Below are 23173 nucleotides of genomic sequence, written 5' to 3'. Positions count from 1 at the left end.
ATTCATACGGAATGCGCAGAATGCATTTTCAAATTTTCAAATCCTCAAATTTTCAAATTCAAACACGCTCTTCCTTCCCGCTTACAATGCTTCTATAAATTGCTTCTACGATTCTAATGTCTTGTAGTCCCATTTCGCCTGGCACCCGCGTAGGTTTGTTTTGCATAATACATTGTGCAAAGTCATCCATTTGTGCAGCTTGCTGATTAATGTTGGAAAAGCTCATGCTGCCATTAGTCGTTGCACCAACCATTCCACCGTATCGATAAGCTTCCGACAGTTCAAACCAACCCTTCTGCGCTTCGGCACGAAGGAAATTAGCATTCTCGTTATAGCTTGAACGACAGTTTGCAATGGCACCGCCGGGAAATTTCATTTCCCAAACAACCGTTTCGTCAACTTCTTTAAACAGATTTGGGTTGGTTTTTATTTCCCTTGCACTTACAGAAAGTGGCTCCTCTCCTGTTGTATATCTTGCGCCCTGAATTACGTATACGCCCATGTCCATCAATCCTCCGCCACCGGCCAAAGCTTTCTTAAGGCGCCACGCGTTAGGATCCCCTCCCCATATAAAGCCGTTGCTGGAGTTTATCTTTATTATATTTCCAAAAACCCGTTTCTGTCCGAGCCGCATCATTTCCATATTGAATGGCTCAAAATGCAAACGGTACCCGATCGATAGCATTTTGTTTGCTTTTTTACAAGCATCAATCATTTCCCGGCAATCTGCAACACTTACCGCCATTGGCTTCTCGCAAATAACGTGTTTGCCGGCCCTGGCAGCTCTGATTGTATATTCTTTATGCATTGCAACCGGCAGCACAACATATACAATATCGATATCCTTGTTATCTGCAATGGAATCGAAATTTTGATAGTTGTAAATATTTTTTTGCGGAATGCTGTATTTTTCTGCCCATATTTTTTCCTTCGCTGGTGTACCCGTTACAATGCCTGCGAGATAACAATGTTCGCATTGTTGCAAAGCTGGCGCCAGTTGATGCGTACTATAATTACCAAGCCCCACAAGTGCTACGCCTAATTTTTTGTCTTTACTTTTTGCGTATGCTGCGATTGCAGAAATACCAGGCACTAATGCTAGCGTGCCGAGTGAAACATTTCTAATAAATTTCCGGCGGGGATAAAAATTGGACATGGCAAATATTTTATGATTAGCAGATTCGACGATGTAGCCGCAATAATTATGTACCAATCAAAATAATAAAAAAAGCGAAGAGTCCCGGTTTTAAATCGGGACTCTTCGCTTAAATATCAGAAAGTTTAAAAACTATTTTTTCAAAAACGCTTTCACTTTTTCGTGCAACCCGCTGCTCAGTGGAACCATCGGCAAACGAAGGTGATTTTGAATAAGTCCCAGTTCTGTCAAAAATGCTTTCACTCCGGCAGGATTGTTTTCTGCGAAAAGCAAACTGTACGCTTCCAGTAAAGTATCGTTCAATTTTTTTGCCCCAGCAAAATCACCACTCAAACCTTTGCGTACCATTTCTGTAAATGCCTTTGGAAGACAGTTAGCCGCAACGCTGATAACGCCATCCATGCCGCATGAAAGCTGAGGCAATACCAGGTCATCGTCGCCACTTACAACCAAAAAGTCTGCGGGTTTATCTTTCAATATTTGCATGCACTGCACCATATTGTTTGCAGCTTCTTTGATACCGGCAATGTTCTTTACCTCGTGCGCAAGTCTCAGGGTAGTAGAAGCTTCCATATTTCTTCCTGTTCTTCCCGGAACATTGTACAACAAAATTGGTTTTGGCGAAGCCTCTGCCAATGCTTTGTAATGAAGGAAAATACCTTCCTGTGAAGGCTTGTTGTAGTAAGGACTTGCGCTTAATACAGCCACTGCTTTATCAAGCGGAAGTGTTTGTAAATCGTTCACTACAGCCTTGGTATTATTTCCGCCAACGCCCACAACTATGGGTACCTTACCGTTTACCTTCTCGTATGTAAAGTTGATGATATCGATTTTTTCCTGCTTGCTTAAAGTAGGTGTTTCACCTGTGGTGCCAAGACTTACCACATATTCCACACCGTTTGAAATCACAAAATCGATCAATTTTTCTAATGCCGGAAAGTCAATATTTTCATCGGCGGTAAAAGGAGTAACTAACGCAACACCTGTTCCTCTTAGTTGTGTTTTGAGTGACATTTCTAATTAATATATGTTATTTGTATGCGGCTCTTCGGCCGTATATGGGCCAATGTGATTAGCCCCTACGATTTAATTTCAATTTTCTTAAGACGCTACCTCGTCCCAGAAGCCCATTTTGCTGAACTTCTCAATACGCTGATTAATTCGGTCTTCAGCAGGTATTTGTTTAAGTTCTTTGAGCGTAGCTATGATTTGATTCTTTAGATTTTCTGCAGCCTCATCATAGTTCCAATGAGCGCCTCCAAGAGGTTCCGGAACTATAGTGTCTACCAAACCAAATTTATGCATGTAATCTGAAGTAAGCTTCAGCTCTTCTGCTGCTTTCTCTTTCATTTCCCAGCTTCTCCACAAAATAGAACTACAGTTTTCAGGAGAGATAACTGTGTACCAGGAATTTTCCAGCATAAAAATGCGGTCGCCAACGCCTATTCCTAATGCACCGCCAGACGCACCTTCACCAATGATCACACAGATCACAGGTACTTTAAGACGCATCATTTCATAAATATTGCGTGCAATAGCTTCACCTTGTCCACGCTCCTCTGCTTCCATACCCGGATAAGCACCCGGAGTATCTATCAAAGTAACAATTGGCTTGTTGAACTTTTCGGCAAGCTTCATAAGGCGCAAAGCTTTTCTGTAGCCTTCCGGATTGGCCATACCAAAATTGCGCAACTGGCGCATTTTTGTATTGATCCCTTTTTGATGCCCAATGAGCATAACTGTTTCGCCTTCAAGTTGAGCAAATCCACCAACAATGGCTTTGTCATCTTTCACATTGCGATCACCAAACAGCTCAATAAAATTGGTGCTCATCTTTTGGATATACTTAAGTGTGTAAGGTCTGTCCGGGTGACGGCTGAGCTGCACCTTTTGCCACGCGGTAAGGTTGCTGGTAATATTTTTTCTTTTCTCTATAACTTGATCCTCCAGTTTTTTAATGGAGTCAGATAAGTCAACTTTTGTCTTCTCTTCAGTTTGCTTTAGTTTTTCGATCTCATCAAAGATTTCCTTAACAGGTTTTTCGAAATCAAGAAATTGTCGATTTTTATTGTCTGGCATAATTGAGTAATGAAGTGTAAAAATAAGGGTTGAAAATTTTTTTAAAAAAGATTTGTTTGGAAAAAGAAAATCGCCTTATATTTGCACTCCCAAAACGATACAGCGGTAACGCAAAACGTTGAAAGGCAAAGTTCTTGGATCGGTAGTTCAGTTGGTTAGAATGCCGCCCTGTCACGGCGGAGGTCGCGGGTTCGAGTCCCGTCCGGTCCGCGAAAAGGTTCACAGCAATGTGAGCCTTTTTTGTTTTTAGCTCATTTTACTTTCAGTAGCTTGATTCCTGGTATTTAGCAATGAAACTGGATTAATCAAAATTGTATTTGCGAAACTTGCATTATATAATTCTCACTTGCGTAAATAAAAATATTTTGTTGGATATCAACGTTTAAAAAATATTTCCGCAAGTATTGAGAGATGACAAACATGCGTATTTTTATTAGTTGGCTGCAACTCTAAAGACACAACCCTATGCTTTGGAAAAAGAAAATAAAAGACGACAAACCAGATAGCAAAATCATTCTGGGAATGATCATGCTTAATGACATAGATCCCTTTAACCTCGACAATCTTGTTGAGGATTATAATTCAACCTATGACAATGAAATTCAGGAATCGCTTGGCGACAATTCTTCCGCCGTATTAACCATTGCTGGACAAACTGTAATAGTAGGACACATTCCGACCCCTATCCCTTCCGGTGATATTGAGGGAACTGCAGAGTATGCATACAATTGGGTTAATGCATTAAATGACACAAAAGATCATAAAAGTCATTTAATAATTTCAGTTATGGGTAGCAAACAAAATCAAATTGCACGTTTCAAAATATTCACTCAAGTTCTCTGCTCCTTACTAAGGACAACAAACGCCATTGGCGTCTACAAAGGAAACCAGTCAATACTTGTTCCCAAAGTTGACTACCTAAAAGAAGCATCACGTATGACAGATGACTATTTACCACTTAATCTTTGGATTTATTTCGGTTTGCAAACTAATGACAAAGGAAATTCAGGTTATACTTATGGACTTAAAGAGTTTGGCAAGACAGAAATGGAAATTCTTAACTCATCAAAAGACCTGGAAGATATTAGAGGATTTCTTTTTAATATGACCCACTATGTTCTTGACTATGACGTAGCGTTCAAAAGTGGACAAACATGTGGCTTGTCGGCCGACGAAAAAATTAAGATCACTCTATCCAAAGGCAAATTAGCCGAGGGTGACACTTTTAAGTTCGCTTATTGAATAATTGAAGAAGAGCAGCAGCCAACAAGGGTTTTGCAAAAGTTGGGCAGAAGGAACTGGCCCATCGGCAGTAGGAATTCTGACCCAGCTTCAGTAATTTGGCTTTAACTAATCGACCACTTTTGTGGCCAAGCGAACAGAAGGAATGCTAATACCCAACCTTCGCAAAGCCCAGAACGTTAATGGTAACCCTATGAAGGCAACAACCCACATTTTTGCAATTGCGATACTTCTACTCTTCATTTCGTGCAGACAAGCAAATGAGAAGAAAACGGTTGCAGCTAATCACAGTGACACAAAAACCTTCGTTGACAAGAAAGAGGAAGAAAGACTTGAAAAAAGAAAACAGATTGACGAACAAGAAAAGCTTGACAGCATAAACGACGATAAAGTTTTAAGCGAAGCAATTAAAATTGTTGAACAAAGAAAGGGACAGGATAGATATAAAATGAGCTATGTTTCAACAATGCCGGATAGTTCGTATCAGGTGGACGTTGACATAAAGAGTGATTTTTATTTTTCAAATGAACTTCCGAATTTGATAATTAGAAGAACAACACCAAGTTCTATTTACATTGACATTTTCTTGAAGAAAAATCAACTATATCAAAAGATACTTTTCCATAAACAGTGGGCACTTGAATATACCAGTGACACTATTCGTGACATCAATGGAGACGGTTTAAAAGACTTCGTTGTAAACTGGTATGGCAGAACCGGCTGTTGCCTAAAGGCTTTCAGTAATGTTTATTTATTAAGGTCAGACAAGAAGTCGTTTTCCAACAGCTTTGAGTTTATCAATCCAACATTTTCACCAAAAGAGCAAATTGTTCGAGGCGTATGTTACGGGCATCCCGGTGAAACGGAGATGTACAAATACAAATGGAATAAGGAAGCGGTTGATACTATAGAGTACATTTATTATGAGAAAAACGGCAAAGGAGAGAAGACAGGAAAATTTATTATATCGAATAATCTGCCATACAGCGACAATCACAAAGTTTTAAAACGACTAAGCTTTATGCCTGCTGAATATAGAAAAATCGAAGGCTATGACTGGTTCACAGACAACTTAACTTTATAAGCCATTTTAGGACGACCAAACTATGGACAAACTATACGAAGACGGTACTGACATTTTTCAAATTCTTGATGCAATAGAAAAACGGACAGGCTTATTTCTTTTAAATAGAAACTTAGATTACCTGTATAGTTTTATTGCAGGTTATAAATTATTAGCAGCAGAAACAAAGTCTGAAGTCAAAAACATGGAAAAGTTTGACCAGTTTTCATTATTTCTAAAAGACGAGTTTAAAGAAGAATATGAAAATACGATGAGTTGGTTCGGACAACTTCATTCTGAATTTGGATCAGAGCAAGGATTTATTAAATTCTTTGAGTATCTGCACAAGTTTAAAGAAATAAACAATTACTGACACTGCATGACAACCAAACAAAAGTTGATTTTATTTCTAATTTCTTGCGACCCTGGAATCCGAGATATTTACACAATGGTTAAAGTTTATGATAAAGCAGACTTCCCAGCAAAAATGACAGAAAACTTAAAACCTTTGCTTGACAATAGCCTAATTGTTGTAGTTCAAGATTTTGATAATGGAACGCCAAATAAATATGAGATTACAGTAAATGGCAAAAAATATCTGGACGAAAACTTTGATGCTCACGAAACAATTAAATACATCAAGGCAATGGACAACCCGGAACAACTTTTATTCATTACACAAACCTACCTTGACAGACAAAGCAGCTTATAACATGGGGTTTTATGCAAGTTTAGCTTGGCATTATAACATCAGCTAATTGCAAATCCCAGGTTCAGTTCTGGCTCGACGAATAAACCTCAACATTAGTTTATAAATTCAACATGGTTCGTGAGGACACGAACCAAGGCATTGGGTAATTGGATCGCCCACTTAAGCGCATGTTAAAATTGCAACTTCCATCCGTTGGTGTTCGATTTGCAATTATATAAAATACTCATCCTTAGCTTATTCGCGCCTCCATAGCGGCGGTATATATATTCTATTTAAATGACCCTATATATATAGCTAACCCGAATGCACTCACAATACTTATTAGTCCATAAAGGAGCAGGAATGTACTTATTTTCTTTCTTGAAGATTGTGACTTATTTCGCCACTGCTTTTCAATCACATCAACAGAGTGATTTTCGCGATATATATATCTAATGTAGGTGGTAATTTGAAAGATTATACACAGGGTGATTACAAAAAGCTTATTTATTTCTACATTTTTTGCATCTGGCAGTTTGAAAACCAACACTATTGTAAACACATTCAAGGCTTGGAATCCACCTATAATCCCTGCAGATGTAGATGCGGCACCCTTTTCGTTATAACTAGAATAGAACCTATAAATCAGATAATATAAAAAATCGTAAAAAAGCATGTCTTAGTTTATTTGTTTTTTAAAAAGTACCAAGTACAGGACCCTCTGGGCTGAAGTATTTCTTTACTACATTAAAAAAGAGGATTGAAATTAATTCAATCCTCTTTCTTGATGTATCGTTTTTAAAATTTCGAAGGCGCAAAATGGCTAGTGAGTGAGGCTTTTCACATCTATTGTTACACTACTTTTTCCTAAACCTTCAGATTCAACGATCAGTTTCAATTTACCTGACTGATTTGCTTTTGCTTTTACGATAGCAAGCATTAATCCATTGAAGGCCGGACGCACAGGATTAGTAAATCCAATGAGGCAGGTAGCATCGCCATTGTCTGTCGCGACTATTTCTCCGGGTCCTTCCACTTTACAGGAAATTATATTGTTTGCCGTTGGAACCATTGCACCATTTTTATCAGTAACAGAAATTGTTACAAAAATAAGATCCTCCCCATCTGATTTAATGACAGATTTATCTGCTGATATTTTCAGCTTAGCGGGTGCTTCTGTTGTTTTTACCAAAGATTCTGCCCAGCGCTTACCATTTTTATAAGCAACTGCTTTTAGCTCTCCTGGCTGATAGCTTACACTGTCCCAACGTAAACGATATTCGTATGGCTGTTTCTTTTTTCTTCCCAACGATTTTCCATTCAAAAACAATTCAGCTTCATCGCCTGAAGTATAGATGAATACTGGTGTTATCTTTCCTACTCTATCCGGGAAATTCCAATGTGGTAATATGTGAACCATTGGCACATCAGGATTCCATCTTGATTGATATAAATAATAACGGTCTTTGGGAAACCCCGCCAAATCTATTATTCCAAAATAACTGCTTCTTGATGGTGGGCGATTTTTTTCGATCTTTTCCAGTTCCGCTTTTTTCTTCTCAAGCTCTTCCTTGCTCAGGCCATTATAATTTAATAAAATAGAAGCATCACTATTAAACGGTGTAGGTTCACCTAAATAATCAAAACCGGTCCAGACGAATTCGCCACATATCCCGGGTGATTTATCCAGCGCTGCAAAATCTTCATCAGGCAAGGTACCCCAACCGGGCTGGCGTAAGTCATAAGAAGATACTTGAAAATTTTTAGAAAAATATTCTCCCCGCGTACTTATTGTTGAAGAGCTTTCACTGGCAAATCCCGGCAGATTTTCATGTCCTTTGAAATTAAGGAATCGTTCGTATAAATCCGGGCTGCCATATGATTTATTAGGAGGATAGTTCATTCCATGAACATCCATCACTAATTCTACTCCATTGAAAGCAGTGTTTTTGGGAAAAGATACACCGCAAGTGACAGGGCGCGAAGTATCGTACTTCCTGATTATATTTTTCAGTTCTTCAAACAAATAAAACTTATCAGGATAATGTTGTTCAGGAATTTCATTTCCCATGCTCCACAGAATTACACTTGGGTGATTCCTGTCCCGTTTTACCAAAGCGCTCAAATCTTTTTCATGCCATTTATCAAACAGACGTGCATAATCTTTTCCATTGCTCTTGTCATCCTTGCTGATTTTAAAACAATCAAATGCTTCATCCATTACTAAAAAACCCATTTTATCTGCAAGCTCCAATAGTTCCGGATCAGGCGGATTGTGAGAGGTTCTCAAAGCATTGCATCCCATACTTTTTAATATGGAAAGCTGCCTTTGTAACCCGTGAATATTAGCCGCTGCGCCCAGTGCACCTAAATCTCCGTGATTACATGTCCCCTGAAGCTGAACTCTTTTTCCGTTCAGTAAAAATCCATTGTCATGCGTAAATCGAATCGTTCTAAAACCAAAGAAAGTCTCGTATTTATCAACTGGTTTGTTTTCACTTAATACAGAAACGCGAACCATGTAACGATTTGTATTTGATAGATCCCACAATTTTGGATTGGCGACTTTTAGCATTACATTCCCTGTGGAGCTTTGATTAGCTTTGATCTCCAAATCTTGTTTATTACTTGTCACAACTTTCCGGCCAGCATCACCATTTTTATTTAGTTCATAAATATCAACCGTATATTTTAATTGCACGGTCTTTGCCAGATTATTCAAAACTGAAACATTCACAGATGCCATTCCATATTCATTTGTGATCTCCGGAGTATTTACGGAAACGCCCCATTGTGCCACATGAACAGGCTCGGTTTTTACTAAATGTACATGACGATAAATGCCGCCACCAGGGTACCAGCGAGATCCCCATTCTTCGGTATTTAAACGAACTGCCAAAACATTTTCTTTTCCCAACGATATATACGGCGTAAGATCTACTCTAAATGATGTGTAGCCGTAGGGCTGTTCACCAATTTTATTTCCATTGAGCCAAACTTCAGCATTAGCCATTGCGCCATCAAAGTCAATATAAAATTGTTTCCCTTTTTCGGTTGATGGCACATTAAAATGTTTGCGATACCAACCGATAGCACGCCATGGTAACTTACCGGTTCTTCCGTCCAGATCAGCCCTGAAATTGCATTCCACTGCCCAATCGTGTGGCAACCTAAGTTTTCTCCAGTTTGAATCATCAAATGATGTGCTTGCGAGCAATGAAGAATCTGTCGGCTCGGAAATTCTGGAGCCATCAGCTTGTAAGCCGTAACGAGCAAATAACCAGTCTGCATCAAAGTTCTCTTCTGTCCTGGTCGATTGAGTAAACCCTTTAAAAAAACTTAAATAGGTCAACAGAAGTACAAGCACATTTCTCTTCATAGTTTTTTGATATTAAATCCTGTTTTATACTGAATTTTGGTCCTGAATTTCATTTGCGCCTCATGTAGATTTTTTGGAAAAAGCAAGAAAGGATCGGTTGTTTTAAACCAATCCTTGTCTACATTATTTGCACCGGACGGCATGCGCAAGCCGTGTTTGCTAATCTATTTCACTTCGGCTTTATCAATAATACTTCCGTCAGGCTTTTTAAGTGTAACGGTTATCTTGTTGCCATTTATTTCTACCAGCGTATAGGCTGTAAACCTTTTAGGTTCTGAATAATTTTCATAAATGGGGGATCCGCCAATTGCGACAAAATATGGGCTTTCCGCTTGTCCCGGCGTTAGAAGACGGGGCATATGTGTATGCCCGTTTAGCATCAGGTCAATTTTAGTTTGCTGAAAAAGCGGCAAAAAATTAGTTCTTAGATCAGCAGCGCCATGCCAATCTCCTCCACCGTCTTTATCATTAACGTAGGTTTTATAAATCGGTATATGCGAGCAGATGATTCTGTTTACAGCTTTTTTATATTCTTTAGTTTGAATTAAACTGCTATACCACTCGGCTTGTTTTTTTCTGTACGCATCATAGTCTGCAAGCCCAAAATAACTTTCATACTTGTTATCTTCTTTATCTTCTCCGCAGTCAAGAAATGTAAAATTCGTATTACCGTAGAGGAAATTATAATAATATTGATTAGCAGGATAGTCAAAATATTTGATCAGCGACCGTGTGTATCCACCGCGGGTTTCATGATTACCGCGTTCATAAATAAATGGTTTTTGTGCGCCAAAGAAACCGGAAATCTTATCAAGAAAGTTGCCATAAATCTGCTTTTCGCTCATTATGTCAGCAACAACATCTCCGTTGAAAATCACAAAATCGAAATCCTTTTCATGGGTCATGACCTCCTTGAGATATTCACACTTATTGTGTATGTCATTAAACACTAAAAACGAAAATTTTGAAACTTTTTCAGCAGGCAATGTAAACGTATGTAGGTCGCTGTACACTGTATCTTTAAACACTACCTTATATGATTCATATTTCACGATACTTTTCGAAGCTGTTCTGTAATAATAAGTTTTGCCGGGAACTAAGTTCTCAATTGCTATTTTTTGAATTTCAGAATTAGCATCAATTTGTCCGTTGGAAGAGTTAACCGCTTTTTTACCCAATGCCTGGGTTTCACCAAATTCAATCCAGCTCGTACAATTCTTGTTCATTAACCAAAATATGGATACACCTGAAGTGGTCATATTTTGCAAATATGGATGGCAAATGAAATCAAATTTCACGTCATCTTGTTTCTGTACAGCGGTCGTAGCGGACGTCACGTTTTGAGCATAATTGATCGTGCCAAATCCTATAAATAGTAAGGTCGCTAAAAAATACTTTTTCATTATAATGATGAATTTACTCCTTTAGTTGAAAAGGTACATAACAACAATGCGGATGAGTCTAAGAAAATCATCATCGACTTTATAAATAACCAATATACCGCATAGTTTGAGAACAATTGCATTCCCGGTTTTTGCATATGACTGAACTGAAGGTGATAGCAAAGTATCAGCGCATCAACCTTTGCGACAGCTAAATGCATGGAACAATCAATATGGTATTTGCCACTTCACGTTCACCATTATGATCAAATTTCTTATTGTCAGAAGGATAGTTCACTACTCCATGCTCAGGTTCTCCTTTTATATACATTGTAGATGACCCGCCACCATCCAGGTTAAGTGCAGAGACACAACCCAGCCACCGCATAATTTGCTGAAGTTCGATAAGGCTCATACCTGCTGATTCTTCGAAGCGCCCATCTACTACCAATAACATGATAGAACCATCAGCCATTTTACCAACGGCCGTACGCGGATGTCTTTTTTGGCTAAAATCATCTGCTGGTATGGGCGTATTTTTGCCTTCCAAAAGTAACAACGGTCCTGATGTCATGATGTCTCTGGAGGCAATACTATTTTCCCAACCAAAATTAACCGTGTCGGCCTGTAATATGGCCAAGCTTGTGTCACCGATGGCTACGGAGCCCTGTTGATCTCTTCGGCGGGCTGTCTGTTTGGCAACTACTTTGTTAGGAGCTACTAATTGACTATCCTTACGCAAGTAGGTTTCAGCGCGGTTATACGAAAGCTTAGAGGGTTCCAGTTTGGGCACATGGTTCAATTGCGAATGGTCATCTGGATCTGCACCGCGCATTTTGAAAAATGACCCGTTAATACCTGCAAGCGCATTGTATCTCAAAGCTTGTTGCGAGGTTGTTTCTAAAGAATCAGAATAGCCAACCACCAGCTTCACACTATTTGAATGTGGCGGAATAATGATCAGACTGATATTTTCGTTTGCAGCAAACAAATCATGCTGTGTTAAATGCGCTGTTTTCCAGTAAACCTGTGTATTCAATTTTTTAACGGCCCATTGCGCTTGCGATAACGCAATGGAATCGTTCTGCGCAAATAACAGGACACTGAATAGTAAAGCGCTTAATAAGAAGTAGTACTTTTTCATTGATGTATTTTGTCAATGAACTACGGTTTTAAGTCTTTCAATATAAATTCTTTTGCTTTTGAAGACTGATTGAAGATATCATTTAGGGTCAACGTTATGTAATATGATTTTTCTGTCGTTGATAAATTCGTTGCCGCCAATGCGACGCTTCTAATATCAGGATCGGTACCTTCTTTTTTTACAATGGGAGCTCCTGTTTTCTGGGGGTTATCATATACGGCAATACTGTACGATAACTGTGGCGCACAAGATGCTTCTATGGACCAGTCTACATAAATCATTTTCTCGCCTTTGTCGTAGAATGCACCTAAATCGTAAATACCAGCAGGTTTAATGACAGCAGGTGCTGTGGCTGTTTCTGTAACAGGAAAAGTTATTGGCTTTTTTTCTGTAGAATCCCATTGACCACATGATGTAAGGCGAATGCCATCATTGCCTAATAATTTAGCGTCCCAAAACCCATTCTTCCCAGCGTCTGCTTTGAGAGAATCTGCGTGACGCCATTCGTTACCAGTGGTCAGTAACCAATAACTTTTATATTCTGTAATTCTTGGGCGTTTACGTTGATCAGCAAAGTTTTCCAAAAAACTCGAGATGCCACTTCCCAATTTAGCATCAGCTTCAGGAACGTCGAAGGTCACATAATGGCGCCATTCATTTTTTGTATGATCATAGATAAAATATCCAACCTGGGTTTTATCTCCACCTGTATACCATCGGCGTACCACGCTCGTGTACCATTGGCCCTGAACGCCTCCAAAATCGCAATGTGAATGCAATCCTGTTCCTTCTCCACCAAAGCCACCGACAAAAGTCATAGGATCTTTATAGGATGCATGTATTTGAACTTTATTAGGGAAATCCCATACTGAAAAGATATTGTTCAATGGTTTGCTGGTACTGGCGTTACTATTTTTATTTTGAATACCGCAATAACCACCGCTTTTTCCCAGCTTAAATTGAATGCTGCAACTATATGTGTAAGGTGCGTTGGCTTCCGGCGTTACTCTAACGTCTGCCATTAACAAGTCTGCCTCTTGTTTGCCTGCAAATTTTGCACCTATATACGGGCCCCATGAAGGACCTGTTTGTGAAAAAGATGTAAGGTTTAATAAAACAGTCGCTGCGACAAATAATAATCGTTTCATTATAACATTCATGCTCGCAACGACTGCAATTTTACTGCAGCGTTGCGAATGATTTTTGATATTCTTTATTCGTTTTTTTACTCTTATCTCGAAAATTCAACTAAATATTGATCAAGCCATGCACCATAGTCCAACGCTGGTTTCCATCCCGCACTAACCGGCACATTGAACCAGTACAAAACATTAGGGAAAAGACTTGTATTTCTTGTCAAAGGATCTCCGGTAGGAGTTCCAAATGTTTGAGGAGCGTCATTCAATAAATACCACTTAGCTACTGCGCCAGGCGCTTTGCTTGCAATGAAATTAGCTGCAGTCGCCAGTTTTGATTTAAGCGTATCACCACCTCCTTCATCACAAGGCCAATACCCCACCATGCTGCTGTAGTAAGGATGCTGGGTAGCATCTTTAAGTGACACATAGTTAAACAGGATACTATCGGGCAATACGGTCTTCCAGATTCTTATATCGTTAATATACAAATTAGGATCTACTCTGGTACCAAACGGATCTTTTGGTGCTCCTACGCGATAACCAAGAGCCAGCGGCAATGTGCTGTGTATGCTGTCAAGTCCTGTAGGCATTGGTTGTGTGGAGGTTCCTTGTTTTAAGCCATCTTTAAATATATTTACCGTTTGTGATGTCCCTGTATTGACAATTGTTCCGGCCACAGTGTGCCATTTGCCATCGTTAAAACCGCCGGCAGTTGTCTCTGGTTTAGCATTGCCGCCAGCTGTGCCTGGTTTAGCACAAAAGGCCATATTACTACCTCCCTGCCAAAAACTCCATCCCGGAGGATTATAACGATCCAGTTCCGTACCTAAAATGAAAGGGTTGCCAAAGGAGTAGTTTCCGGATGCATCAGGGATGTATTTAACTCTAAATTCAACTGTCAGGCCCTGATTTTTCAGGATGTTAAAATTTCTATTTGCAGTGTTACCACTCAAAAGCACTATTCCCGGAAAGGTTGTTCCTGCAGCTGTATCACCATAGACTCTTAAAGCTGTACATGCAATAGGGTTAAACAATTTTTGTGTAAACCCTTTATTATAATATAATGAGAATATATTTTTTTGCTGTGCCAGGGTTCCTTTGTTTCCACCAGAATTAGATGTAATCATTACCATCCAGTTTTCCTTGCCATCACTATAGTGCGTTCTGTTTTGCAATGCCTGCATAATGCTTTTGATGTAATTATCAATATTGCTCACAGCTTGTTTGTAATTAGCATCGCTAAATACAAAATCATTAGCCTCTCCAGCTATCTCTGCACCGTTCAAATGAACAAATACGATGTCGGCATTGGACTTTGTCAATACACTAACAGCAGAATCCCTTGACTCAGCATCGCCACTCGTAACATAGTTCATATTGGCATACGACAAAAACCTTTTGCTGAATTGTCTCCAGGGTGTTATGGCAGCAATGTTTATAAATGGATTAGCATCGGTCAAACGTGCGAATACATTAAGTGTGTTTTGACTGCTTGCTTCAGGATCATTGGGATTTGATTGTATTTGTAAAGTGCTGTCACTTATTCCTGAAGCGCTGCTTGAAACACCGTTTAATAATGCGGCTATTGAAGCAGCATTATTTGCAGCATCGTCAGCTATACCTGAGAAGCTATATTTACTGTGCGGCAACAATGACCATACTGTTGACATCACTTTCCCACTATCTTTTTGAAATTCCTGTCCACGAATTCCGTCTATAGCAATGATCAACATTTTACGTTTACCATTCGCAAGTGTATCCGGTGAATAGGTTTCATTGTAGGGCGGTAAATTGGTAAATTTTTTACAGGACTGTAATATTCCTACCGTAGTGATAAACATCGCAACGGAAAAAACAATTATTTTATTCATGTGTATATTTTACATTTTTCATTTTTGTCACATGGAATTTCGCATAAAAATTTTCATCGCGTTTTGTATAAAGTTGCTCGAAAATTTTTATGCTTCATTTCATACAAATACTTTTCATTATTGGTATATCCCCGAGATTCTTGTTTATTAATAGATCGCACTTATTTCATTTATCCTAATAGTGTTGGTTGCATCCGTATAGATGTGTCCTGCCGTTCTTGGTATTTCAATTTTCAAATAGCGACAGGTTACACGCGATGCAAATGTCATTACCTGCTCTGTATTATTTCTGGCCAAACTTGTAGTTTGATAAGTGGGTGTAGGTGAAAAAGTAGTTGATGTACTTGCATACACATTGCAATAGTCAAAGTACCTGGACGCATCCATAATAAGCGAAACGCTGGAAATACTATAATTCGCTCCCATATCAATAACTATAAAGTGAGTGGTGCCCGCAGGATTACTGGCCCATTGTGTTTGCCAATAAGTAGTTGCATTTCCATCAATAGCTTTCGCTGCGGTATTTGAACCATCATCCGAACTTTTAGAGTTAACTGTCCACGCGGTTTTAGACACGTAAAGGTTACTGCTAACTGTTCTTGTACCACCGGTATCGGTAATAGGATTGTATGTCCAAAGATCTTTTACAGTTGCCGGTAATGGATATTTTGCCCTGATCCTCGCAGTTGCCAATGCGCTTACGTTAATACCCCATTGGAAGAAGAATTTTTCAAGATTCTGTCCTGTATAATCACATGCATTTTCAACTATGAAGTCCATTTTACTTTGATCATCGAAATTCAGACGTTGTATTCTTCTGCCTTGCTGATACCAGTAATTCATAAGGTTATAACCATCGCCGCCTCCTATTGGAGTTGTTTTTTCAAACAACTGAACAAACGGCAATATTCTTCTGAAGGGATCATTAATGGCCGCATCCACGTTAAAATTTTTCAAACCAGAAGTTGCTGCATACGCGAGCCCGGTTGCAAATGCGCCGGTAGTACCAGGCAAAGCAGGGTGAAGTTTTGCCATGTTAGCATGCGAAGTGCCTTTTCTGTGTGCGTATTTAAATGAAAACAGGTTATTGGATGTTTCACCCAGAGAGCTCAGACTCCATGCAGTACCCATTTGGCAGTTATGTCCCAGTTCATGAAGCACACCCCAGTTACCTGAAGCCAATATCGTGTTGAGGTTGACAATTCCGGTAAACCAGTTATTATCATTTTGCAATTCTATTGGATAGCCGTTATGTCCGTAACCTGCTGAGATCTGAATATCCTGAACGGCGCGCCACGGCAATCCCGGTGCCTTATCTACATCATTAGAAGCCGTGTCTGAAAGTCCCATCCAGCCATAGTAATCCTTGTTAACAATGTCATCCCAGGTTTGCATTAATGCTATTGGGTTGGTTAAAGGGAACTGGTCAAATTTATCGCGTGGTAATGTAAAAATGAAGTTGTTGGATCTCAGTTCCAGCCATGGCACTGTGGATCTTTTTACCTGCGCGGCCCATGCAGCTTCGTCGGTAGTGGTTCCTAAAATAAAATCAGGTTGTGCACAAGCGCCGGAAAATTTAAGGTTGATAATTTTACCAAGAGAGCGGGATGCTCTTACATAAATTGTACCGCCATAAGGATTACGTGCATAGTTTCTTCCAGGATTTAAAGTAGTCTGTGATACAATAATCGGATCACGCAAAAGATCTGCCTTTCCAGTTAAATTATCAGTATGCGCACCTATCTGTAATGACAGGCCCATGCCGTCAGCCGGCACATCAATAATGATCAATTCTCCGGCTGGTGCCCACAAGCCGGTGCTGAATTGTGGTTGAGGCTGTACAGATATTCTTAAGTATTGGTTGAACAACCCTGCATCCTGAAACGTAGCATTAATGGATATAGTTGTATCCATTACTCTTCTTTCAGTAGGATCCACCATTCCCGGAAATACCCTGGCTTTGCTGTACATACTTTTGTCTATTACAAAAATAGAAGTATCTACAGTCTGGTGCCCACCGCTGTCACTCCCTTTGGACCAGCCATCAGGATAACTAATTACCTGGTTTTTTTGGCAAGAGATCATACCCAACAGCATTCCTGTCAGCAATAATGACATTAATATGGGTTTCATCATATAAGCTATATTTTATAGAATGTTATAAGAAATTCAGTTTTTAATTAGCCACAAATGTATTAGGAGTCCATGGATATCCGCTAAGATCCCAATTAGGTTTCTTTGCATTTAGCCATGACAAAATCATATATGGTATATCTACACTATTGGGCACCTTTCTGTACGTACTGGTATTAACGTCAGGACTCAAACGCAGCGGATCCGTATCACTAAATGAGTTCCATGTATAAGCACCGGTAAGCGTAAAGTCATGACCAAATCCGCTTTCATCTGTTAATGCAGATCCTTTCCCGTCAAGACATGGCCAATAGCCGATCACGTTATTTAAATATGGATGGCCCACCACTCCTGTTTTTTTGAAATATTTTTGTACAACAGTATCAGGTAATGCCGCATTGAATACTTTTATCGATGTTATAAGAAAATTAGGGTTACCGCCATCGCCAGCCAATGCACCTATAGCCAATGGAGCTGGGGAGTTCATTAAGTCTTTCCTGTCCTCTATACTTACTTTACCGGTATATACGCCATCGTTATAAGCCTTTACATATCTCTTGCCTGCATCACTCGGTTCATTATAGAATTCGCCTGTAAGCGTATGCCAAGCGCCATCATTAATATTCACTGAGGAGGCTAATGTTTGCACATTGCCACTACCATTGTTTATGTTAATACCCCAGTAATTGCCCTGACAGAAAAACAGCCATCCTTTATCTACTGACCCAGAGAATTTTGCTCTTTTCGAAAACAATGTTGGATAGTTGAACGAACCCGGATTGAGGATTTTTATTTTGAACTCAACAGTGTACTCTTTTCCAGTATTGGCATTGAAATTAAAAAAGCCATTGTCCGTTAATGCCTGCGCCTTTGGGTTGCTTGGATTGTTTGAATTGGTGATCTGTGGAGCTACTCCGGTAAACGTAATGCCTGTATTGGGCTGGCCAACATAAGTGGATCCGTAACTAGGGCTATAGAAGAACACAAATGTATTTCTTCTGCTATCCTGAAATTTTGTGTCAGCGCCTTTCCATGTAGCAGTATCACTGCCTTTATTGGAAGCCAATACCACCAGCCATTTTTCTTTTGAATAAGTGGGTCTGCTTTTCAATGAAGTCATGATCGATTGAATGCATGAATCAATGTGAACTATAGCGGCGTTGTATTCAGGCACGCTTGAAGTGTAGCCTTTAGCTGCTCCGGCTGCTGCCACAGAATGAAATTGACCAACAACCACATCCACTTTGCTGCTTGTATCCAAAACTTTGATTACAGCACTTTTTACTGCATCATCTGTAGGTAATGCGCTGTGAATATCGGCACTATCAGAAAAGTAGTTATTGAAATCAGGTGATGCGCTAAAGGCCGCAATAAATTTTGCTTTATAATCGGCATCTCGTTTTATCATCTTAATAAAAGATGGATACGCTGCCAGGTTGTTTCCTGAAAATGTATTGTCGGCCACGCGATGTTTGGATCTGGTAACGCCCGTCATCATATTGGCCCAGCCTTCTCCGTCTGTATAAGCGGGATCCACATAGCTGTTGAAGTCAGCCAGTGCATTCCATGAATAAACGGCATTTTTTGAAAGTTGATTAATGCCGAAAGGGTTGATATTTTGAATTTCAGTTCCAACGGCCCCATCAACAATTAAATACAATACTTTAGGTTGCTGTACTACATAAGTAGTAGTATCGGTGTGTGTAGTTAGCAGCCTGTCAAATTTTTTGTTGCAACTACCGAAGGCAAGCACCAGCAACGCTGGCAGCAAAATAGGTACAACTAAAGAAGATTTAATTTTTTTCATCTGAATATATTTTTTCTCGCAGCTGGGATTGGTTTTATAATATCATTTTTTATCGACGACTGCTACCGCAAGCCACTTCACAAAAGTTTTATTTTAATAATTCTATCCTCACGATATTGCCTGCCGGCTTGCCATCAAATTTGGAAATGTTACCAACCATCATGATCGCCGGGTGGCCCAATGAATTGGTGATTTCTATTATTTTCTTGGTAGCTCCTTCAAACAGCCCCATGTTATTGTATGCCGGAACCAGGTTTCCGTTTTGATCCAACACCATAAAACCTTGTTTTACCACAGTTGGATTCACGTTATCTGTGTATTTATTAAAACTTCCGGTAACAATAATGTAGTTATTTGATGCAGCTGATAACTGAACAGCGTAATTGGCACTTCCTCCTATTATTTGTCCGCATTTAAAAGTTGTATTAACAGATCCATCACTGTTTAGCATTACAACGCCATTAGCAGGTGTTCCATTAAAGTTTTTAAATGAACCGGTAAGTAAAAAGCTGGTGCCATTATATGTTATTGATGAAATGATACCGTCAGAACCTAAACCGCCGAATGAGTTGTCTATCGTTCCATCTGCCTTAAATTTGGCTATGTTATGAGGTATTGACTTTCCATTGAAACTGGTAAATAACCCCACCGTAATAATTGAACCGTCTGTTAACATGTAGGCATCATTTATAATACCGTTTAAGCCAGCACCAGGAACCACAGAATAGTTGTATGTAGAATCGATTGAACCATTATAATTCATACGTACCAAATTATTGATCGGAGCAAAGTCAGTCCAGGATGTTAATAGCGTAGACTTAGGATAGTAAACAGATTGATACCCGTTGAAATTGCCTAACGCAACAATTTTACCTCCTAAAGAAGCAGGTTGAACGAATACTTTTGAAACAGTTCCGCTAATTCCTCCATTGAATGCGGAAACTATCGCGGTGTCTGGAGGACTTAAAGGCTGTGTACTGTTAACCAGACTTTTCATTGTATCCAACAAGCTGCTAATCGGATCAATCCTGGCGATATTGGAAATGTTGGGCCTGGAAGGAAATGTGTCATACAAGCTGATGTTTCCGGCAATCATTAATTTTCCTGTACTCGGTACAATCGCCAAAGAATTTATTGAGCCTGAATTAGCGCCTCTGCCATATTTATGGAGAAAAACACCATTGGGATCTACCTGTACTAAACCACCATAAGTGGTACCGGAATTTGTATATTCATAATCGCTAAACGAACCGGCCAGTATATAGCCTGAAGCATTTGGAACAAAATCAAAAATACTGCCTCCTGTTGCTCCGTTAATTACTCTAAATGACACATCACTCCTTAATTTGCCTTCTACTTTGAATACAGGTCCGAAGAACACCTGATCTTTTACCTGCACGGTAACAGCGCCTGTACTTGCCCATTTTGGAATGCTAAATACCAGCATGCTGTCAGTAACAGATTTTACAGCAGTAACGGGCGTTCCATTTACAGCTATCTGTAGCTCACCGGCATATTTTTTAAGTCCCTGGATCCCTACAGATACGGTACTATTTTCAGCTCCGCTGGCAGGCACGAGTGCGTTGTCTAAGAACTTAATGCCAAGCGGTGCTTCTCCCGCAGTATAAAGATTGGTGGAGCTGTAACTATTTGATTTATTACATGCAACAGTTGAAAACACTAGTGCTGCACAGAAAACTTTTGCAACTCTGATTAATATTGAGCTCATGAGTTATTGATTAATCTTTTGAGATACTTTTTTTGCTGAAACTTTCTTTAATTAATTCACCAACGAGAGAAAGTAGTTAAAGTCAAATCCTAAAGAATGAGGCGGATTACTAAACGCAATCACATGAACTACTCCATTGGTGGGTTGTATATCACTCGAAGTAACCCTTGCCATTATCCAGGTTCCATTACTTGTCCAGGTCGTACCTACTAAATAAGTTGGCCTCGTTAAATCAAGGATATAAGAAATATAAAGACTTCTGTATCCGGCATACTTAATACTTCCTTCATCATTATATCGCACGCCTATGTTCATTGGCCTACCATTGTATGAAACGTACATGCCTCCGGAAAAAGAATTGATAACATCAAGGTCCAACTGATGAAAATCTGTCAATTTTCTGGCTCCTTTGAACACATATAGAGACATCAGGTTTTTCCAAACAGATGGGTCTATGTCACTCAATTTTTTTACAGTGTCTCTACCCAAACTACTCAGGTAAAAATTGTAATTGGTAACCAGATTTCTTATACATATATTATTAGGAGCAAAAAAAGTAATGGTATCTGTGCTGAAAACCTTTTCCATTCCTGCGAGTTTAATAACCTGTACAGTTGTATCAAAAACACCTGTTTTGGATTGCAGATAATCCATTACAGTTCCGTTGAATTTGGGGTTACTGGTGCCGCTATCAACATAGTAGTCATTTTTTTTGCATGCCGTCAACAATAAACAGCCCAGAGTTACTATTCCTATTATTTTGCTTATACGCATAGTTCAATATTTTTTGTTGGAGTATTTATTTAAAACCTCTTACTGGCTCCAATAAGTATTAAGGATGATCGCACTGTTATTTGTTTTAGCAGAAGGGTCCAATGGCCATGTCCATGCACCGGCGCGGAATGCTTCACCTGTCATGAATTTTCCAAATGCTTTTGCCGGATCAAGTATCCTTTTTGTTCTTATTAAATCATAGTAAAAATGCCCTTCACCCATTAACTCTTTACAGCGCTCATAAAATATATCATCCGGCAACTTGTCATCAGCAATGGAAGGATCTTCAAGCACGGCGCCGGCTCTGCTCCTTACCATATTAAGCATTTCAATTGCGGCATCTTTTTTACCAAGATTGGCACATGCTTCAGCTCTCAACAGTATAGCATCTGGCAAGCGAAAGACGATCATATCATCATCCGAGTTAACATCTTCTCCGGGCCTGCCAAATACGTTCACGAATTTGCTAAATGTAAAATCAGCAGCGCCTGCATTCAACCCAGTAGCAAACCACAATGTTTTTCTTTTATCCTGGTTGTCGACAGTTGGATAAATTGTATTCAAAAATTTTGTATCATAGATTATATAGCTGTATGGTATAACCGATTTAAACGGAGCACGCAATACAAGGTCAAAGTATGTTGATGCTTGAGGGAACTGCTCACCATAGTTTAAGTTTTCTGGTACTTCGAAAAGACTTTCGGTTGTACGTCCTTTAAAAATTTCTTTTGTATTTTCTATAGGAAGCAGCGTATAAGCTTTACTTGCCAATATCTGCTGACCCAATGAATCCACCTGTTTGTAATAGTCTGCTTTTTTACCTTCGTCAAATCCTGCCAACCACATGTTCATGTGCATCATTAATGCCAGTGCTCCTCCTCTCATTGCCCTAACGCCTCTCAACGAAGGATCGGCATAGGTCCAAGGCAAATTTTGCTGCACACTACCCATATCCTTTATGCAACTTTGCAATACTGTTACCATGTTGGTTCTTGGCATATTTGATTCATGATATGCCTCAGTATAATATGGTACATCGCCGTACAGCCTAACCATAAAAAAATAAGCAAGGCAACGTTGAAAAACAGCTTCGGCCTGGTAATACAACTTATCATCATCAGACAAGGTTGGTACGCTGCCCACTTGTTTGTACATGATATTAGCAGACTGGATCATTTGGTAGAATGAATTCCACTTCTGGATGTTACCAAATCCAAAGCCGCCATAGGTAACCCACCATTGGTCCGATGACGATAGCAGAGCTGGATTTAGTAAAGTTTTCAGATTGTTGTTTGCCAAATAGTTTATATAGTTCCTGGAAGTGGATGCTTTTGTATTCCACTGAACCGGAGCCATACGTAAATCGCCGGTTCCCGGAAAAAAGCAATTCTTACACGTAAAGTTTCTGAACGTGTTATAGGTACCCAGAGAAAATGCTTCTACGTCCTGTTTAGAGGACCAGAATTCATTACCCGTCATTTGGTCAATGGGCGTTACTGTCAAGAATTTTTTACATCCCGAAGCGAAAGAACCTATGATGATTAACAGAATACTAAGTTTACTAAATATGCTTTTCATATTTTC

At 39.4% G+C, this 23173-nt stretch carries 17 protein-coding genes and 1 tRNA gene; 5 read left to right on the top strand and 13 right to left on the bottom strand.

Translation table 11 applies throughout. The features are described 5' to 3' along the window. Positions 1–58: 58 nt before the first annotated feature. From QJ048_RS23305 to QJ048_RS23295, 3 genes are all read right to left on the bottom strand, one after another. Positions 59–1156 (bottom strand): Gfo/Idh/MocA family protein, encoded by a 1098-nt coding sequence (locus QJ048_RS23305; RefSeq protein WP_282336878.1) that lies wholly within the window; start codon positions 1154–1156, stop codon positions 59–61. Positions 1157–1288: 132 nt separating this feature from the next. Continuing rightward, entirely contained in the window at positions 1289–2170 is an 882-nt protein-coding gene (gene dapA / locus QJ048_RS23300; protein ID WP_282336877.1) for a 4-hydroxy-tetrahydrodipicolinate synthase, read from the bottom strand. Positions 2171–2257: 87 nt separating this feature from the next. Next, the gene (locus QJ048_RS23295) at positions 2258–3235 is read right to left on the bottom strand and encodes an acetyl-CoA carboxylase carboxyltransferase subunit alpha (protein WP_282336876.1); all 978 of its coding nucleotides are present in this window, start codon (positions 3233–3235) and stop codon (positions 2258–2260) included. A gap of 136 nt (positions 3236–3371) precedes the next feature. On the opposite strand from QJ048_RS23295, the gene QJ048_RS23290 reads away from it, so the two are divergent. The 5 genes from QJ048_RS23290 to QJ048_RS23270 all read left to right on the top strand — a co-directional run bounded on the left by QJ048_RS23290 (position 3372) and on the right by QJ048_RS23270 (position 6252). Next, positions 3372–3445: transfer RNA gene (locus tag QJ048_RS23290), tRNA-Asp, on the top strand. A 255-nt stretch (positions 3446–3700) separates the two neighbouring features. Beyond that, complete coding sequence (locus QJ048_RS23285; protein ID WP_282336875.1) at positions 3701–4477, top strand: DUF4261 domain-containing protein; 777 nt, start codon at positions 3701–3703, stop codon at positions 4475–4477. Between the two features lie 124 nt (positions 4478–4601). After that, the gene (locus QJ048_RS23280; RefSeq protein WP_282336874.1) at positions 4602–5561 is read left to right on the top strand and encodes an XAC2610-related protein; all 960 of its coding nucleotides are present in this window, start codon (positions 4602–4604) and stop codon (positions 5559–5561) included. 22 nt (positions 5562–5583) lie between these two features. Beyond that, a complete protein-coding gene (locus QJ048_RS23275) occupies positions 5584–5913 on the top strand; it encodes a hypothetical protein (RefSeq protein WP_282336873.1) in 330 nt (109 codons plus the stop codon). Between the two features lie 6 nt (positions 5914–5919). Continuing rightward, entirely contained in the window at positions 5920–6252 is a 333-nt protein-coding gene (locus tag QJ048_RS23270; protein WP_282336872.1) for a MarR family winged helix-turn-helix transcriptional regulator, read from the top strand. Between the two features lie 802 nt (positions 6253–7054). Here the strand turns inward: QJ048_RS23270 and galB are convergent. The 10 genes from galB to QJ048_RS23220 all read right to left on the bottom strand — a co-directional run bounded on the left by galB (position 7055) and on the right by QJ048_RS23220 (position 23167). Further along, complete coding sequence (gene galB / locus QJ048_RS23265; RefSeq protein WP_282336871.1) at positions 7055–9610, bottom strand: beta-galactosidase GalB; 2556 nt, start codon at positions 9608–9610, stop codon at positions 7055–7057. A 164-nt stretch (positions 9611–9774) separates the two neighbouring features. Then, complete coding sequence (locus QJ048_RS23260; RefSeq protein ID WP_282336870.1) at positions 9775–11013, bottom strand: metallophosphoesterase family protein; 1239 nt, start codon at positions 11011–11013, stop codon at positions 9775–9777. A gap of 190 nt (positions 11014–11203) precedes the next feature. Then, positions 11204–12136: a phosphodiester glycosidase family protein gene (locus QJ048_RS23255; RefSeq protein ID WP_282336869.1), complete on the bottom strand. Its 933-nt coding sequence runs from the start codon at positions 12134–12136 to the stop codon at positions 11204–11206. Between the two features lie 20 nt (positions 12137–12156). Further along, a complete protein-coding gene (locus QJ048_RS23250; protein ID WP_282336868.1) occupies positions 12157–13284 on the bottom strand; it encodes a DUF3472 domain-containing protein in 1128 nt (375 codons plus the stop codon). Positions 13285–13367: 83 nt separating this feature from the next. Further along, positions 13368–15146 (bottom strand): LamG-like jellyroll fold domain-containing protein, encoded by a 1779-nt coding sequence (locus QJ048_RS23245; RefSeq protein ID WP_282336867.1) that lies wholly within the window; start codon positions 15144–15146, stop codon positions 13368–13370. A gap of 147 nt (positions 15147–15293) precedes the next feature. Further along, positions 15294–17282 carry a M60 family metallopeptidase gene (locus QJ048_RS23240; protein WP_282336866.1) on the bottom strand — a complete coding sequence of 663 codons (1989 nt, stop codon included), beginning with the start codon at positions 17280–17282 and terminating at the stop codon, positions 15294–15296. 40 nt (positions 17283–17322) lie between these two features. After that, positions 17323–19086, bottom strand: coding sequence for a LamG-like jellyroll fold domain-containing protein (locus QJ048_RS23235; RefSeq protein ID WP_282336865.1), 1764 nt, complete (start codon positions 19084–19086; stop codon positions 17323–17325). 88 nt (positions 19087–19174) lie between these two features. Continuing rightward, positions 19175–20815 carry a DUF5008 domain-containing protein gene (locus tag QJ048_RS23230; protein WP_282336864.1) on the bottom strand — a complete coding sequence of 547 codons (1641 nt, stop codon included), beginning with the start codon at positions 20813–20815 and terminating at the stop codon, positions 19175–19177. Between the two features lie 51 nt (positions 20816–20866). Continuing rightward, positions 20867–21589 (bottom strand): fasciclin domain-containing protein, encoded by a 723-nt coding sequence (locus QJ048_RS23225; protein ID WP_282336863.1) that lies wholly within the window; start codon positions 21587–21589, stop codon positions 20867–20869. A 39-nt stretch (positions 21590–21628) separates the two neighbouring features. Continuing rightward, on the bottom strand, positions 21629–23167 hold the full coding sequence (locus tag QJ048_RS23220) for a RagB/SusD family nutrient uptake outer membrane protein (RefSeq protein ID WP_282336862.1): 1539 nt from the start codon (positions 23165–23167) through the stop codon (positions 21629–21631). Positions 23168–23173: the final 6 nt, after the last annotated feature.

The sequence above is a fragment of the Pinibacter soli genome (assembly GCF_029961145.1).
In the GTDB taxonomy this organism is placed as follows: Bacteria; Bacteroidota; Bacteroidia; order Chitinophagales; family Chitinophagaceae; genus Pinibacter; species Pinibacter soli.
This window is presented reverse-complemented; position numbering and strand designations above follow the sequence as displayed.